Here is a 14,992-nt window from a genome sequence, read left to right as displayed (position 1 = left end):
AGGAACCATGTCCGCAGGACCGGCCGTCGACCCCCGTGGTCCGCGTTTCGCCGCCATCCTGACGACGGTCGTGCTCGCGATCGTGCTCATCACCCAGTGGTGGCCACTGCTCGCGGCGCAGGCGGTGGTGTTCGCGATCGGTGCCTTCGTCGGACTGAAGCCGGCGCCGTACTCGATCGTCTATCGCGCCCTGGTCGCGCCCCGGCTCGGCCCGACGACCGAACGCGAGGACGCCGCCCCGCTGCGGTTCGCGCAGGCCGTCGGCTTCGTGTTCGCCGTCATCGGCACCGTCGGCTTCGCCGCCGATCTGACCGTGCTGGGGTACGTCGCGACGGCGTTCGCGCTGTTCGCGGCCTTCCTCAACGCGGCGTTCAACTTCTGTCTCGGTTGCGAGATGTACCTGCTCATCAAGCGTTTCAGCCCCAGCCCTCGCGCGTCCTAACCCAGAAAGAGAGTCAGCTCCATGAGCCGTGAAGACGTCCTGGTCACCACCCAGTGGGCCGAGGAGAACCTGGACACCCCGGGTGTCGTGTTCATCGAGGTCGACGAGGACACGACCGCGTACGACAACGGACACATCCGCGGTGCGGTGAAGTTCGACTGGCGCAAGGACCTGCAGGACGGGGTCCGCCGCGACTTCGTCGACAAGGAGGGCTTCGAGAAGCTGCTCTCGGAGAAGGGCGTCTCCAATGACGACCGCGTCGTCCTCTACGGCGGCAACAACAACTGGTTCGCCGCGTACGCGTACTGGTACTTCAAGCTCTACGGCCACGAGAACGTGCAGCTGCTCGACGGCGGCCGCAAGAAGTGGGAGCTCGACGGGCGCGAGCTGAACTCGGAAGAGGTCAAGCGCGAGGCCACCACGTACAAGGCCAAGGAGCAGGACCTGTCGATCCGCGCGTTCCGCGACGAGGTCGTCCAGGCCATCGGCGGCAGCAACTTCGTCGACGTGCGTTCGCCCGACGAGTTCTCCGGCAAGCTGCTCGCCCCGGCGCACCTGCCGCAGGAGCAGTCGCAGGTCCCGGGCCACATCCCCGGCGCGCTGAACGTCCCGTGGGCGAAGGTCGCCAACGAGGACGGCACCTTCAAGACCGAGGACGAGATCAAGGAGCTGTACTCCGACGAGGGCCTCGACGAGTCGAAGTCCACGATCGCGTACTGCCGGATCGGGGAGCGTTCGTCCATCGCGTGGTTCGCGCTGCACGAGCTCCTCGGCTACGACGCCGTGAAGAACTACGACGGTTCATGGACGGAATACGGCTCGCTCGTCGGCGTGCCGGTCGAGTTGGGAGCTAAGTGATGGCAGACGACAGCTGCGGCGCGCCGGTCCAGGAGGCCACGCCCGCCGACTACGACACCCGCGGCCAGGTCGTGCTGGCAGGCAAGGTGACCGGCGCGGAAGGACCCGTCGGCGGCGCCTTCGTCCGGTTGCTGGACGGCGGCGGCGACTTCACCGGCGAGGTCGTCTCGTCGGCGGACGGCGACTTCCGCTTCTACGCGGCTCCCGGCGACTGGACGGTGCGCGCGTTGCACCGCTCCGGCAACGGTGAAGCTTCGGTCACCGCTCAGGGCCCCGGCGTCCACCAGCTCGCGATTTCGGTCGCCTGACGTTTCGCGCGTGAAGGCCCCCTTCCCTCGGCTGAGCCGAGGGAAGGGGGCCTTCACGCGCGTCGGGCAGGTTGTGGGCACTGCCACGGACCCTCAGCAGGCCCGTCCGGGCAGGCAGCGACTAAAGTGCGTGTCGTGGAGATCCTGTTTACGACCCTGCTGGTGCTCGCGGGCGTCGCGATCACGTGGTTCGCCGTGTACGTCGTCTACCGGCTTTACGCGGACCAGCGCTGACCCATGACGGCTAGTGGCGACGAGGCCATCCAGGCCGCGGAAAAGCGCGCGGAGAGCACGCGCGACCGGAACCTTCCGCAGTTCGACGACATGCCCGTTCCGGGCGACACGGCGAACCTGCGCGAGGGTCCGAACCTCAATGACGCCTGCCTGGCGTTGCTGCCGCTCGTCGGCGTGTGGCGCGGCGAAGGCGAGGTCGACTACCCGACCATCGACGGCCCGTACCGGTTCGGCATGCAGCTGACCATCGCGCACGACGGCCGTCCCTTCCTCACGCACGAGGCGCGCGCCTGGCTGCTCGACGAAGACGGCAAGGTCATCCGTCCCGCCGCGCGCGAATCCGGGTTCTGGCGCCCGCAGGCCGACGACACGATCGAGCTGCTGCTGACCCACAACACCGGCATCGTGGAACTCTTCTACGGCAAGCCTCGCGGCAAGGCCTCGGTCCCGGCCTGGGAGCTGGGCACCGACGCCGTCGTCCGGACTTCGACGGCCAAGGACGTCACGGCCTCGCAGCGGCTCTACGGCATCGTCAACGGCGAACTCGGCTACGTCGAGGAGCGCGCCATGATGGGCCAGGAACTGCAGCCGCACACGTCGGCGCTGCTGCGTCGCGTGGTGGGCTGACCGTCTCCCGTGCGGTGGCGTGCCTACGGCGAGCACGCCGCCCTGCTCGACTGTGATTCCCTGACGCAGACGATCGCCGCGCACGCCGCGGTCTCGTCTTCGCGTCCGGCCGGGATCGCCGAGTTGGTCCCCGGCGCCCGCAGTCTGCTCGTGGTGGAGACCCCGGGTTCGGACGCCCTCGCCGCCGTCCGTGACCTGCTGGAGCAAGCGGACCTCGAACATCCGCCTGAGGGCGAATCCCGCGAGATCACTCTCGACGTCACCTACGACGGCGAAGACCTCGAACTCGTCGCACGGGACGCCGGAGTGTCCATTGAGGACGTCGTCCGGCTGCACACCGGCGCCGTCTACACCGTGGCTTTCACCGGGTTCGCGCCCGGTTTCGGTTACCTGACAGGACTTCCCGAACCACTCCGGCAGCCGAGACTGCCGTCCCCGCGCACTCGGGTGCCGCCGGGTTCGGTCGGGATCGCAGGCGAGTTCACCGGCGTGTACCCGCGTGTCTCGCCCGGTGGCTGGCGGCTGATCGGCCACACCCGGGCCGTCCTGTTCGATCCGCGCGCCGACCCGCCCGCGCTGCTCTCGCCCGGTGACCGGGTGCGGTTCCGGAGCGCCGGATGAGGGCACTCGAAGTGGTCCGGCCGGGTCCGCTCGCGCTGGTCCAGGACCTCGGCAGGCCCGGCTACGCGCATCTCGGCGTCCCGCCGTCCGGCGCGCTGGACGTCCCGGCGCTGCGGCTGGCCAACCGGCTCGTCGGCAACGACGAAGACGCCGCGGGTGTCGAGTGCCTGTTCGGCGGGCTGAGTTTGCGTGCGAAGACGTCCTGCACGATCGCCGTGACCGGCCCCGCCGTCGACGTCGAAGTCGACGGGCGCGCGGCAGGCTCGCACGCGCCGGTGTGGGTGGCGCCGGGTCAGGTCGTGACGATCGGCGCGCCCGCCACCGGTTTGCGCTGCTACCTGGCGGTTTCCGGCGGCATCGCGGTGGACCCGGAACTCGGCAGCCGGTCGCGGGACGTCCTTTCCGAGATCGGACCCGCTCCGCTGAAGGCGGGCGACGTCCTCCCGCTCGGCACACCGTCCTTGCCCGGCGGCGCCGACGTCGTGCTGCCCACGGTCGCGCCGGCGTCGCTGGTCGTGCCGATCGAGCCGGGCCCGCGTGCGCATTGGTTCGAGGACCCGGCGGCCGGGCTCGCGAAGACGTGGACGGTGACCGCGGAATCCAACCGCGTCGGCCTCCGGCTCGACGGGCCGGCGTTGACTCGCGAGGCGGAATACGCCGAACAGGAGCTGCCGAGCGAAGGCCTGCTGACCGGTGCCGTCCAGGTGCCGCCGAACGGGCTGCCGGTCGTGTTCTTGGCGGATCATCCAACTACCGGCGGTTATCCGGTGGCGGCGGTGGTGAGACGGGCGTCACTCCCGGCACTCGCGCAGGCCCGTCCCGGAACCCTTCTCCGCTTTCACTCGTCCACGAGGGTGTGGAACAGGTAAAGGTCGACGGTGGCACGGGTGTCATCGACACGAATTCGGTCCCTTCGCAGCCCGAACTCCCGCAGTCGCTGCGGATCGCGCTGGCCACCGGCCAGATGCGGCGTCCGCTCGGCGACACGCTCCGCCCGCTTCTCGATCTCTTCGCCGACGGCGACTACCAGGTCACGGGGCCCGAGCGGCTGGCCGAGGACCGCTACCTGACCCCGAGCGCCGACTGGCCGCCCGCCGACGTCTCCCGCGTCGGCTACTACCGGACGGCGATCAAGAGCGGGCACCGTCCGGTCGCTGTCGTGCTGGAGACCGCCGACGCCGCGGTGATCCTCGACGGGCACCACAAGATCGCGGCCTACCGCGAAGAAGCGATCCTGCCGCACCTGCTGATCATCAGCCCGCTCAACTGATCGCGTATTCGCTCTCGTACGCGGCGGCCAGCTCGGCGTGGATCGCGCTGGAGTCGCCGAGCGCGACGCCGTCGAGCGTGTGCACCCTGGTCAGCTTGCGGACCGACGAGGCGAGGAACAGCCCTTCGCCCGCGGTGAGGTCCGAGACCTTCAGCGGCTCGACCTTGACCGACCAGCCCGCCCGCTCGGCACCCCGGAACAGCGCCGCCTGCGTCGTCCCCGGCAGGATGCCGATGGTCGCCGGCGGCGTGTAGAGGGTCTTGTCCTTCGCGAGGACGACCGTCGAAGTCGGCCCTTCGAAGACCGAACCGTCGGCGGCGGTGAAAATCACATCGCTCGCGCCGCGGCGGCCCGCTTCCCGCAGCGCGGCCATGTTGACGCCGTAGGAAATCGACTTCGCGCCCAGCAGCAGCCACGGCGCGCGCTCGGCGACATCGGGCTCGATACCGCGTTCGAGGGTCACCGCCGCGACGCCTTCGACGCGGGCCCGCAGGACCTTCTCGTCGATCTCCACGCCGAGCGCGAACCCGAACGGCTTCGCTTCCGGATCGCCGTCGATTCCCCTGGTGTACACCAGTTTCAGCGCGATCTCGGCGGGGCCGGACCAGTTGTCGATGACGACCTGCGCGGCGCGCTCCCAGTCCGCCAGGACCGGCTCGGGCAGGTCGAGCATGGCCGCGGAACGGGCCAGCCGCTCGAGGTGCGGGCGGAGCTCACGGGGGCGTCCGTCGACGACGAGGATCGTCTCGAACACGCCGTCACCGCGAAGCAACCCGAGATCGTCCACCCGCAGGTGAGCGGCTTCGGGGTCGGCCAGGGTCCCGTCGAGGAAGGCAAGCACGCGCATGCGGACACGGTACTCACTAGCATGGGTTTCATGCCCTACCGCTCCCCCTTGCTCGACCTTCCCGGACCGATCGCGGCACCCGACGGGCATCCTGAAGAGGGTGTCCCGTGGCATTGGGGAGACCCCTTCGCCGAGCAACGGACGGCGGCGCGCGGCGCGGTCGTGATCGACCGTTCGCACCGCGAGATCCTGGCCGTGACCGGGGAAGAACGGTTGTCCTGGCTGCATTTGGTGATCTCGCAGCACGTCACCGGGCTCGCCGACGGCACCGGAACCGAGGCGCTCGTGCTGGACAGCCAGGGCCGCGTCGACACCCACATGGTCGTCGCGCATTCCGGCGGCACGGTGTGGCTGGACAGCGACAGGGGCGCGATGGCCTCCAGCGCGCTGCCTTCCGGCGGCAAGCAGACGTTGCGCGAATACCTCGAAGCGATGAAGTTCTGGTCCAAAGTGGACATCCACGACGTGTCGGGGGAACTGGCGCTGCTGAGCGTCCTCGGCCCCGACGCGGACCGGGTCCTGGACTCCGTGGGGGTCTCGCTGGGGGCCGAGGCGTACTCCGTCGCGCCGATCCCCGGTGGGTTCGCGCGGCGGATGCCGTGGCCGGGGCGGCACAGCGTCGACCTCGCCGTGCCCCGCGCCGAACTCGCCGACTGGTGGCGCCGCCTGACCGACGCGGGTGCGCGCCCGGCCGGCAGCTGGGCTTTCGACGCGCTGCGGGTCGAGTCGCTACGGCCGCGGCTGGGGATCGACACCGACGAGCGCACGATCCCGCACGAGGTGAACTGGGTCGACTCCGCCGCGCACGTGGCGAAGGGCTGCTACCGCGGGCAAGAGACCGTCGCGAAGGTCCACAACGTCGGGCGGCCGCCGCGGTACATGGCGCTGCTGCACCTGGACGGTTCGCCGGAGATCACGCCGGAAACCGGTGACCCGGTGGTCCTCGGCGAGCGGACGGTCGGGCGCGTGGGCAGCGTGGTGCAGCACCACGAGCTGGGACCGATCGCGCTGGCGCTGGTCAAACGCTCGACGCGACCGGGTGCCGAACTGCTGGTCGGCGCCGAGGACCGCGTCGTGCAGGCGGCCATCGATCCGGACTCGGTGCCGGGTGAGGCTCCCGCTCCGGGCCGGGAGGCCGCTCAGCGGCTGCGGGGCTGAGCCTGCTTTTTTTGCTCGGGTTCTCGATCTTGGGTCTCGGTCTCGGTTCGGTCCGTGAAGGCCCCCTTGCCTCGGCTGAGCGCAGGAAACTCGACCTTCACTCACGACCAAGTACATGAAGGCCCCCTTGCTTGCGCCTGGCGCAAGCAAGGGGGCCTTCATGTACTGCCGCACCCCGCCGCTCGCCCGCCCTACCTTCCGACGGGGGCCGAAGGGGCCTTTCCCCACATCTCACGCCGCGAAGGGCGCCTTCCCCACGTCACTGCGGCGAAAGACCCCTTCACCCACTCCCCAAGCTGTCCACAACCCCGCCCACCTGTGGACAACCCCGCCGACCAGCACTTTTCCCCCTCCACCCCCGGTAGACTGGACGTGGGGCCGCCCCCGGGACGGGTGGGGGGCGCGCTCTGGAAGGGACCGAAGGAGCGGCAGCGCAGAGGAGGGTGTCGGGAGGGGCAGAGATCCTTGTGGTATCGCTCCCTGCGGAACATTTCGGCGTGAGCGCGATAAGCTACGCGCGTGATCGAAGTCCGGCCCGGTGGTCGCCGTCGTATCGACCGCGTGCTCGGCCCTGGGTATCTCAGCGACCTCGGCGAGCTGACTCTCTCCGTGCTGCGCGAGCGCCGTGACGAGGCCGCGCAGGAGGAGACCGACCTGTCGTACCTGCGGCGTCTGCTGCACGCGCGGATCGACATCGTCCGGGCCGAGCAGGAGCGCCGGAGTTCGGGCGGCGAAAGCAGTGTCGTCGAGCGGCTGGCCGCGATCCTGGCGGACAACGCGATCGGCCCGGCCACGGGGTCGGGCAGGCATCAGCGGCTGGAGCCGTCCCGCGCGGGCGAGCACCGGCGGTTCGCCGAGGCGCTCATCGGCGACACGGACCTTTCCGACGTCAGCACGCTCTCGGACGAGAAGCTGCTCAACGCCCTCAACCGGTACGCCGACGAAGAGGTCTCCGTCTCCTCGTACCGCCGCGAGGTGCAGGGCGTGATGGACACGATCAACGCCGAGATCGCGACTCGCTACCGCAAGGGCACGGCGTCGGTCGACGATCTGCTCGACACCGAACGCGGCGGGTCCGAGTGACGAATCCCGTCCTGGTCGAGGTCGTCCGATCCGGTTTCGTGGAGAGCACGCACCGCGGCGCGCTCGTGATCACCGCTCCGGACGGGTCGGTGCGGTTCTCCGCGGGCGACATCGAGCGCCCGGTCTACCCCCGCTCGTCCAACAAACCGCTCCAGGCCGTCGGGATGCTGCGCGCCGGCCTCACGATCGGCGACGAGGACCTCGCGCTGGGCTGCGGATCGCACAACGGCGAGCCCGGCCACGTCGAAGGCGCCTTGTCGATGCTTTCCCGCGCGGGGCTGACCGAGGACGCGCTGGCCTGCCCGCCCGCGTTCCCGCTGCACGAGCCGAGCATGCTGGCCGTGGCCGTGGCGGGGAAACGCCGCGCCGCCATGAACTGCTCCGGCAAGCACGCCGCGATGCTCACGACCTGCACGCAACTCGGCTGGTCCACCGAGGATTACGCGGCCGCGGCCCATCCGCTGCAGAAGGTCATCCAGGACACCATCGGCGACCTCACCAGCGAGACGATCGAGACCGTCGGCGTCGACGGCTGCGGCGCCCCGCTCTTCGCGTTCTCCCTCACCGGCCTCGCCCGGTCCTTCGGCAGGCTGGTCACCGCGATGGGCGGACCGGACCGCCGGGTCGCGGACGCCATCCGCGCGTATCCGTGGCAGGTCGCGGGCACCGGCCGCGAGGACACCGTGCTGATGCGCGGCGTCGAAGGCCTGCTCTCGAAGGGTGGCGCCGAGGGAGTGCACGCGTTCGCCCTGCCGGACGGCACCGCGCTGGCACTGAAGATCGACGACGGCAGCGCGCGGGCACGGATCCCGCTACTGCTCGCGACCCTGCGTCACCTCGGCATCGACCCGGGCGACGAAGCGAACGACCTCGCCCGCAACGCGGTCTTGGGCGGCGGGAAACCGGTCGGCGAGCTGAGGGTCACCGCCGGCCTCTTCGGCTAGTTCGCGCGTTCCCGCGCGGCCAGGTCTCCCCAGAAGTCCCGCAGGTCGGCGAACAGTTCCGCCAGTTCGTCGACGTTGCCGGTGCGGAGCGCGTCGAGGATGTCGTGCACCTCTTCGGCGGTCGTGTCGGCCTGCAGGATCGAGTCGGCGAAGAGCTGCACGAGACCGCCGTAATCGAGCTCGACCGCAGAGCCGGGGTGGAAGCTGTCGAGCCAGCGTCGCGTCTCAAGCAGCACCCGACCAGGCCCTGAGTCACCGAAAGTGGCTTCGAGCAGGTCACCGACCTCGCGCGCGCGGTACCGCGCGTCGGCGATGGACACCCGCCACGACACCTCGCGCTCGGGGTCGTCGCGGCCCTTGCCCAGTTTGACCCGGCGCATCCCGGGGTCGAACAGCACGAACCACGGCAGCGGGACGGTCCACGTCGTCGAGAGCGTGTGCGACGCCGAAGCGGACAGATCGCCGATGGCGGACTTCGCCCGGGAGCGGATCATGTCGAGCGACGCGCCGCCGGCGTCGAGCACCGCGTTCTTCAGCGCGGGATGCGCGTCGCCGAGAAAGGTCACCAGCGCCGCCGCCGAGCGGGCGCGGATCTCCATCGGGCAGATCAGCGGCCCCGGACCGGCGTCGCCGTGCTCACCCTCCGGCACGTCTTCGGGGTCCAGGACGAGGATGTCGGTGACGAGGCTGGGCGCGGCACGGCCGTCCGCGAGTTCGGCGGGCAGCAGCCGTCCGACATGCTGTGACTTGAGCCACAATGCCTGTTCGCGCTCGCCCGCGGCCGAACGATCGAGCCGGGCCGCTTCGACGGCCTCGAGCAGGCGTTCGTCCGGTGGATCACCCAGCGCGAGCAGGGGCTCATAGACGCGGAGATAAGCCGCGAACGGACGGGGCACAGGAGCATCGTGGCACGCCGACCTGCGACTATCGCCACCGACCGGCCGGTAACCGGCGTTCCGTGAACACTGTCGCCACCGGCACACCGTGCCACGTCGCATCCAACCCCCCAGACACGGTACGGTGTCAGCAGGAAATAATTGTCGAGACGATGCGGGGCCGCCGATTCCCCCGGCCGCCCCGCCCCTGTGCGAGGGGGTCGAGCCATGGGGCGCGGCCGGGCTAAGGCCAAGCAGACGAAGGTGGCGCGCGAGCTCAAGTACAGCTCGCACGAAACCGACTTCGATGCTTTGCAGCGCGAGCTGTCCAGTAGTTCCTCGGAAGACAGGCACGAGGACGACAAGCGGTACGACGACGACCCGTACGACGGGTACGACGAATACCGCCGCTGAGCAACGCGTGACACGCGAGGGTGGATCCGGGCTTGTCCCGGTGACCACCCTCGCGTGTCGCGTGCTGCCCAAAATATGGAGAGAGGTGCCATGTCTGACGTAGCGCGAGTAGGTGTCATCGGAGCCGGGCTGATGGGCTCGGGCATCGCCGAGGTGCACGCGCGGGCCGGTCTGGACGTGATCGTCACCGAGGTGAACCAGCCGGCGCTGGACTCCGGGCGGGCGCGGATCGAGAAGTCGCTGCAACGCGGCGTCAAGAACGGGAAGCTCTCACAGGAAGACGCCGACGCGGCGCTCGGACGGCTCCGCTTCACCACCGAGATGGGCGAGTTCGCCGATCGTGACCTCGTGATCGAGGCCATCCTGGAACAGGAGCAGGCCAAGGTAGAGGTGTTCCGGTCGCTGGACAAGATCGTCGAGCGGGAGGACGCGGTGTTCGCGTCCAACACCTCGTCGATCCCGATCATGAAGCTCGGGATGGCGACCAACCGCCCGCAGCAGGTGATCGGCATCCACTTCTTCAACCCGGTCCCGGTGCTGCCGCTCGTCGAGCTGGTGCCCTCGCTGCTGACCAGCGACGACACCGCCCGCCGCGCGGAGGAGCACGCGACGACGGCGCTGAACAAGACGGTGATCCGGTCGCAGGACCGCGCCGGGTTCATCGTGAACTCGCTGCTCGTGCCGTACCTGCTTTCGGCGATCCGGATGATCGAGTCGGGCTTCGCGTCGGCCGAGGACATCGACCGCGGCATGGAGCTGGGCACCGCGCACCCGATGGGGCCGCTGCGGCTGTCGGACCTGATCGGCCTGGACACCATCAAGGCGATCGCGGACTCGATGTACGCCGAGTTCAAGGAGCCGCTGTACTCCTCGCCGCCGCTGCTGCTGCGCATGGTCGACGCCGGCCTGCTCGGCAAGAAGACCGGCCGCGGGTTCTACAGCTACTCCTGACCCACCTACGCATTTAGTCCTCTGGATGCGGTAGTTGCGCAAGCAAGGACCGCATCCAGAGGACTAAATGCGGGTGGTCGAAGCCGGGCAGGCAGGCGGCACACCTAGACTTGGCGTCGTGGGACAGGGACAGCTGCGCGCGGGTCTGGTCGGGGCGGGTCCGTGGGCGAAGACGGTGCACGCGCCGGGCCTCGCCGATCACCCCGGCACCACGTTGAGCGCGGTCTGGACCAGGCGTCCCGAAGCCGCGAAAGAGCTGGCCGACGCGCACGGTGCCCAGGCCGTCGACAGCTTCGAGGAACTGCTCGACCAGGTCGACGCGGTCGCGTTCGCGGTGCCGCCTGCCGTTCAGGCGGAGCTGGCGGTCAAGGCGGCCGAAGCGGGCAAGCATCTCATCCTGGAGAAGCCGATCGCCGCGGATCTCGACGGCGCGAAGCGGCTCGCGGACGCCGTGGACGCCGCGGGGGTGGCCGCTCTCGTGGTCCTGACCTTGCGTTTCTCCCCGATGACCCGCGAGTGGCTCGACGGCATCAAGGAGGCGGGCGGCTGGCGCGGCGGCGGGGCGCGGTGGCTTTCGGGCGCGTTGCTCGGCGGGCAGTACCAGTCGTCCGCGTGGCGGCACGACTCCGGAGCGCTCGCCGACATCGGCCCGCACGCCTTCGATCTGCTGGACGCGGCGCTCGGCGAGATCACCGAGGTGCTCGCCGCCGACCGGACCGATGACGATCTGTGGCAGTTCCTGTTCGCCCACGCGGGTGGCGCCACCAGTACGGCGACTCTGTCGCTGCGGCTGCCGATCCAGCCGACGGTCGTCGAAGTGGCCGTTTACGGCGAGCACGGCTACCGCACCTTGGGCCGGAAACCGGGGTCGGCCGGCGAGTCGTACACCGCGCTCCTGGACGATTTCGCCGCGATGGCGGCGAGCGGGACGACGTCCCACCCCTGTGACGTGCGCCGGGGTCTTCACCTCCAGAAGCTGATCGAACGCGCGCGCGAGCTCGTCGGACACGGCAAGTAGTACACAGGTCACTCACAAGGCTTTTCCTTGTGCGATAACGCCTTCTTCCGGTTACTTCACGGCCATCCACAGGTTTGTCCACAGGTTCCTTTGTGGACGGTAACGAGCATGGGAAACCCTTTTCCGCCACCGGAAAAGATCACCTCTTAGAGCGGTCGCTCCGTCATGCCGAGTCGATCTTGTGATGCGAAGGTGATCTTGGGCGCTCCGGAAAGGAAGGCCATGGGTGAGCTGCTCCGCGCTTTCGGCGCGATGATCCCGCTGGTGATCACCGCGGTTCCATACGCGTTGCTCGGATGGCCGCTGCTCGCGGCGCACCGACGGCGAAGACAAGCCGACCGCTTCACCGCGTCGGCGACAGCCGCCGTGGACATGACACTCGCCTTGACCTGCTTCCTGGTGTTGTGCCTGGTCACGATGCCGGTGACCGGCGCGGAAGGCAGCAGGCTGAACCTCGAACCCGGCACCGACCTGCGTCTCGCGCTGAGCGACGGCGCCAATCTCTGGCAGGCGCTGGGCAACTTCCTCATGCTGAGCCCGCTCGGCGCGCTGCTCCCGTTGCGGTCCCGCCGTCTTCGGTCACTGGGCCGGATCGCGCTGGGCGCGCTGGCCGTCTCGGTGCTGGTGGAGGGTACGCAATATCTGATACAAGCGGGCAGGGTGACTTCGGCCGACGACGTCCTGCTGAACACGCTGGGCGCGGTGGCGGGTTCCTTGCTGAGCAAACGTCTCTGGAGTCTCCTGGACGTCCGGCCGCCGGTGAAGATCCCGGCGCAGGTCCGGCGGGTATGCGACGCCCCGGTCCGGCTGCGGGTCCCGAGGTCGGTGTGGGACGAGCGGTATTCGAGCATCGCGCATCCGCAGCGCAGGTAAATCGCTTGCCCCTCGTGCGAAAGTAAGCGCGTAAGCCCTTCCTGACCAGAGAAGAGGGATGCCTCATGCCTGACGCCTTCAGCGGGGTCGGCACGAGCTAGCCGGCGCCCAACGCCAGCTCCACCACGCACGCGGATCCTCCCGTGCGTCTCTTTCTCTTGCCTGAAAGGCTTTTCACCAGTGCGTTCCGAGAATATTCGTGCTTTGCAGTCTTACATCCGCATCACCGCGGCGAAGTTCCGCGAAACCGAGCGGATCGGGCCCTTCCTGGCCACGTACTACCTCGAGGCCACCAGCCCGTTCCTCAACTACGCGATCCCCGACGACGGCGCCGTCCCCACTCACGACGACGTCGCCGCGCTCACCAAAGCGTTCCGCGACCGCGGTCTCATGCCGCGTCTGGAGTTCCTGACCGAGGCCGTTCCGGCCGCCGAAGCCGTGCTCGTCGAGTGCGGCTACACACTGGAACGGCGGGTCCCGTTGATGATCTGCACTCCGGAGCAGGTCGTCGAACAGCCGAAACCGGCCGGGATCAGCCTGGTCACCCCGAAGACCGCCGACGAGCTCCGGCGGATGATCCGGGCGCAGAACCTGGCGTTCGGGGAGACCGATCCCGATCAGCACCTCGACCCGTCGCCGGATCAGCTGAGCGGCGCGACCCTGTCGGTGATGGCGGTCGACGAAAGTGGCGAGGTCGTCGGCGGCGGGGTCGCGACCCCGATCCTCGACGGCGCGACGGAGGTCGCGGGCATCGGGGTGCTGGAGCGGTACCGGAGCCGCGGGATCGCCGCGGCGATGACGGAGTACCTGACGCGGGAAGCCCACGCTCGCGGCGGCCGGTCGGTGTTCCTGACACCGGGCGCCGGGCAGGCGGAACGCGTCTACGGCCGGGTCGGCTTTGAGATCGCGGCCGAATGCGTGCACCTGTCAGTCGTCTGAATAGCCGCCGCGGCGTGACTTCTTGACCTCGCCGCGGCGCTTCTTCGAGGCCAGGCGGCGTTCCTTCGAACCGCGTGAAGGTTTGGTGGGACGCCGCTTGGCGGCCGGGGGCGCCGCCGCGTCCAGCAGCAACATCACCAGCCGCGCCCGCGCCGCTTCCCGGTTCATCAGCTGGGAGCGGTGTTCGGACGCGGCGATCGTGACGACGCCTTCGACCAGGCGCGACGAAAGCCGGTCCAGCATCCGGGCCCGGAGATGTTCCGGGACGGACGCCGAACCGGCCACGTCGAAGGACAGCTCGACCCGCGAGTCCGTGGTGTTCACGCCCTGCCCACCCGGACCCGAAGACCGGGAGAACCGTTCGCTCAATTCGGCACCCGGGATCACGAACCGGGTGCCGACCACCACGTCATCAGCCACGGAACCAGTGTGACACCAGGGCCCAAATCGTTAAATCAGAAGCGAGGGTGGTCACCGGAGAGCACGGCGCGCGGGCCGTCCGGGTCCTCCGCGGGCTGCACGTCGCCGAGGATCCACGCCGGCACGTGCCGCGCGGTCAGCATCGCGAGCGCGCGGTCGACGTCGTCTGGGCCGACGATCGCGACCATGCCGACGCCCATGTTGAACGTCTTCTCCAGTTCGGCGCGCTCGACCTTGCCGCGGTGGCCGATCAGCGCGAACACCGGCGCCGGGGTCCAGGTGCCGCGTTCGAGCCGCGCGACCAGGCCACGCGGCATGACGCGGGCGAGGTTCTGCTCCAGCCCGCCGCCCGTGACGTGCGCGAACGTGCGGACGTCGGCCTCGGCCACCAGCGCGAGGCAGTCCTTCGCGTAGATCTTCGTCGGCTCCAGCATCTCCTCGCCCAGCGAGCGGCCGAACTCCTCGACGTGCCCGTCGAGCGGCATGCGCGCGATGTCCAGCAGCACGTGCCGGGCGAGCGAGTAGCCGTTGGAGTGCAGGCCGGACGAACCGAGCGCGAGGACGACGTCGCCGGGGCGGACCCGCTCCGGGCCGAGCACCTTCGACGCCTCGACGACACCGATGCCGGTGCCCGAGAGGTCGTAGTCGTGCTCGCCCATCAGGCCGGGGTGCTCCGCGGTCTCGCCGCCGAGCAGCGCGCAACCCGCCTGGACACAGCCTTCGGCGATGCCGCCGACCAGTGCCGCGATCTTCTCCGGCACGACCTTGCCGACCGCGATGTAGTCCTGCATGAACAGCGGCTCGGCGCCGGTGACGACCAGGTCGTCGACGACCATCGCGACCAGGTCGATGCCGACGGTGTCGTGCTTGTCGAGCGCCTGCGCGACGGCGATCTTGGTGCCGACCCCGTCGGTCGACGAGGCCAGCACCGGCTCTTTCCACTTGTCCAGCTTCAGGGAGAACAGCCCGGCGAAACCGCCGACCCCACCCATCACCTCGGGCCTCGTGGCCCTCTCGGCGTGTGGTTTGAGCAGCTCGACGGCTTTGTCACCGGCGTCGATGCTGACGCCGGCGGCGGCGTACGTGGCGCTCGTGGACTCGCTCACGGAA

Annotated in this window: 19 protein-coding genes; 15 read left to right on the top strand and 4 right to left on the bottom strand. The window is 69.5% G+C overall.

Translation table 11 applies throughout. The features are described 5' to 3' along the window. The first annotated feature begins 7 nt into the window (after positions 1-7). The 7 genes from IE302_RS22745 (at position 8) to IE302_RS22715 (ending at position 4,360) form a co-directional block, all read left to right on the top strand. Positions 8-442 carry a DUF4395 domain-containing protein gene (locus IE302_RS22745; RefSeq protein WP_191256513.1) on the top strand — a complete coding sequence of 145 codons (435 nt, stop codon included), beginning with the start codon at positions 8-10 and terminating at the stop codon, positions 440-442. A gap of 21 nt (positions 443-463) precedes the next feature. Continuing rightward, positions 464-1,300 (top strand): sulfurtransferase, encoded by an 837-nt coding sequence (locus IE302_RS22740; protein ID WP_191256512.1) that lies wholly within the window; start codon positions 464-466, stop codon positions 1,298-1,300. After that, positions 1,300-1,608 carry a DUF1416 domain-containing protein gene (locus IE302_RS22735; protein WP_167406447.1) on the top strand — a complete coding sequence of 103 codons (309 nt, stop codon included), beginning with the start codon at positions 1,300-1,302 and terminating at the stop codon, positions 1,606-1,608. The genes IE302_RS22740 and IE302_RS22735 overlap by 1 nt, the downstream gene beginning before the upstream one ends. A gap of 237 nt (positions 1,609-1,845) precedes the next feature. Then, complete coding sequence (locus tag IE302_RS22730; RefSeq protein ID WP_191256511.1) at positions 1,846-2,469, top strand: heme-binding beta-barrel domain-containing protein; 624 nt, start codon at positions 1,846-1,848, stop codon at positions 2,467-2,469. A 9-nt stretch (positions 2,470-2,478) separates the two neighbouring features. Next, positions 2,479-3,090, top strand: a complete 612-nt coding sequence (gene pxpB / locus IE302_RS22725; RefSeq protein ID WP_191256510.1) for a 5-oxoprolinase subunit PxpB — start codon at positions 2,479-2,481, stop codon at positions 3,088-3,090. Beyond that, positions 3,087-3,959, top strand: coding sequence for a 5-oxoprolinase subunit C family protein (locus IE302_RS22720; protein ID WP_191256509.1), 873 nt, complete (start codon positions 3,087-3,089; stop codon positions 3,957-3,959). The genes pxpB and IE302_RS22720 overlap by 4 nt, the downstream gene beginning before the upstream one ends. Further along, positions 3,947-4,360, top strand: coding sequence for a hypothetical protein (locus IE302_RS22715; RefSeq protein WP_191256508.1), 414 nt, complete (start codon positions 3,947-3,949; stop codon positions 4,358-4,360). The genes IE302_RS22720 and IE302_RS22715 overlap by 13 nt, the downstream gene beginning before the upstream one ends. On the opposite strand, the gene IE302_RS22710 is transcribed toward IE302_RS22715, so the two are convergent. Then, positions 4,353-5,207 (bottom strand): aminodeoxychorismate lyase, encoded by an 855-nt coding sequence (locus IE302_RS22710; RefSeq protein ID WP_191256507.1) that lies wholly within the window; start codon positions 5,205-5,207, stop codon positions 4,353-4,355. The genes IE302_RS22715 and IE302_RS22710 overlap by 8 nt on opposite strands. A gap of 30 nt (positions 5,208-5,237) precedes the next feature. Between IE302_RS22710 and ygfZ the strand changes: the two genes are divergently transcribed. The 3 genes from ygfZ to IE302_RS22695 all read left to right on the top strand — a co-directional run bounded on the left by ygfZ (position 5,238) and on the right by IE302_RS22695 (position 8,392). Continuing rightward, positions 5,238-6,365, top strand: coding sequence for a CAF17-like 4Fe-4S cluster assembly/insertion protein YgfZ (gene ygfZ / locus IE302_RS22705; protein ID WP_191256506.1), 1,128 nt, complete (start codon positions 5,238-5,240; stop codon positions 6,363-6,365). Positions 6,366-6,884: 519 nt separating this feature from the next. Further along, complete coding sequence (locus tag IE302_RS22700; RefSeq protein WP_005152640.1) at positions 6,885-7,448, top strand: RsiG family protein; 564 nt, start codon at positions 6,885-6,887, stop codon at positions 7,446-7,448. Beyond that, positions 7,445-8,392: an asparaginase gene (locus IE302_RS22695; protein WP_191256505.1), complete on the top strand. Its 948-nt coding sequence runs from the start codon at positions 7,445-7,447 to the stop codon at positions 8,390-8,392. Before IE302_RS22700 ends, IE302_RS22695 begins: the two co-directional genes overlap by 4 nt. Here the strand turns inward: IE302_RS22695 and IE302_RS22690 are convergent. Next, positions 8,389-9,288 (bottom strand): DUF8083 family protein, encoded by a 900-nt coding sequence (locus tag IE302_RS22690; RefSeq protein WP_191256504.1) that lies wholly within the window; start codon positions 9,286-9,288, stop codon positions 8,389-8,391. The two genes, IE302_RS22695 and IE302_RS22690, sit on opposite strands and share 4 nt — an antisense overlap. Before the next feature lie 207 nt (positions 9,289-9,495). Between IE302_RS22690 and IE302_RS22685 the strand changes: the two genes are divergently transcribed. The 5 genes from IE302_RS22685 to IE302_RS22665 all read left to right on the top strand — a co-directional run bounded on the left by IE302_RS22685 (position 9,496) and on the right by IE302_RS22665 (position 13,462). Next, positions 9,496-9,681 (top strand): DUF3073 domain-containing protein, encoded by a 186-nt coding sequence (locus IE302_RS22685; RefSeq protein ID WP_007032561.1) that lies wholly within the window; start codon positions 9,496-9,498, stop codon positions 9,679-9,681. Between the two features lie 90 nt (positions 9,682-9,771). Beyond that, positions 9,772-10,632, top strand: coding sequence for a 3-hydroxybutyryl-CoA dehydrogenase (locus IE302_RS22680; protein WP_191256503.1), 861 nt, complete (start codon positions 9,772-9,774; stop codon positions 10,630-10,632). A 118-nt stretch (positions 10,633-10,750) separates the two neighbouring features. After that, on the top strand, positions 10,751-11,650 hold the full coding sequence (locus tag IE302_RS22675; RefSeq protein WP_191256502.1) for a Gfo/Idh/MocA family protein: 900 nt from the start codon (positions 10,751-10,753) through the stop codon (positions 11,648-11,650). A gap of 222 nt (positions 11,651-11,872) precedes the next feature. Further along, positions 11,873-12,523 carry a VanZ family protein gene (locus tag IE302_RS22670; RefSeq protein ID WP_191256501.1) on the top strand — a complete coding sequence of 217 codons (651 nt, stop codon included), beginning with the start codon at positions 11,873-11,875 and terminating at the stop codon, positions 12,521-12,523. A gap of 180 nt (positions 12,524-12,703) precedes the next feature. Continuing rightward, on the top strand, positions 12,704-13,462 hold the full coding sequence (locus tag IE302_RS22665; RefSeq protein WP_191256500.1) for a GNAT family N-acetyltransferase: 759 nt from the start codon (positions 12,704-12,706) through the stop codon (positions 13,460-13,462). Here IE302_RS22665 and arfB read toward each other — a convergent pair. Beyond that, the gene (arfB, locus tag IE302_RS22660; RefSeq protein ID WP_229907903.1) at positions 13,451-13,882 is read right to left on the bottom strand and encodes an alternative ribosome rescue aminoacyl-tRNA hydrolase ArfB; all 432 of its coding nucleotides are present in this window, start codon (positions 13,880-13,882) and stop codon (positions 13,451-13,453) included. The genes IE302_RS22665 and arfB overlap by 12 nt on opposite strands. Positions 13,883-13,917: 35 nt before the next feature. Further along, on the bottom strand, positions 13,918-14,988 hold the full coding sequence (gene purM, locus IE302_RS22655; RefSeq protein WP_191256499.1) for a phosphoribosylformylglycinamidine cyclo-ligase: 1,071 nt from the start codon (positions 14,986-14,988) through the stop codon (positions 13,918-13,920). Between the last annotated feature and the right edge of the window lie 4 nt (positions 14,989-14,992).

Origin of the sequence: Amycolatopsis oliviviridis, assembly GCF_014654365.1 — a bacterium.
In the GTDB taxonomy this organism is placed as follows: Bacteria; Actinomycetota; Actinomycetes; order Mycobacteriales; family Pseudonocardiaceae; genus Amycolatopsis; species Amycolatopsis oliviviridis.
The sequence above is the reverse complement of the archived record's forward strand: the minus strand, read 5'-3'. Positions and strand labels throughout refer to the sequence as shown.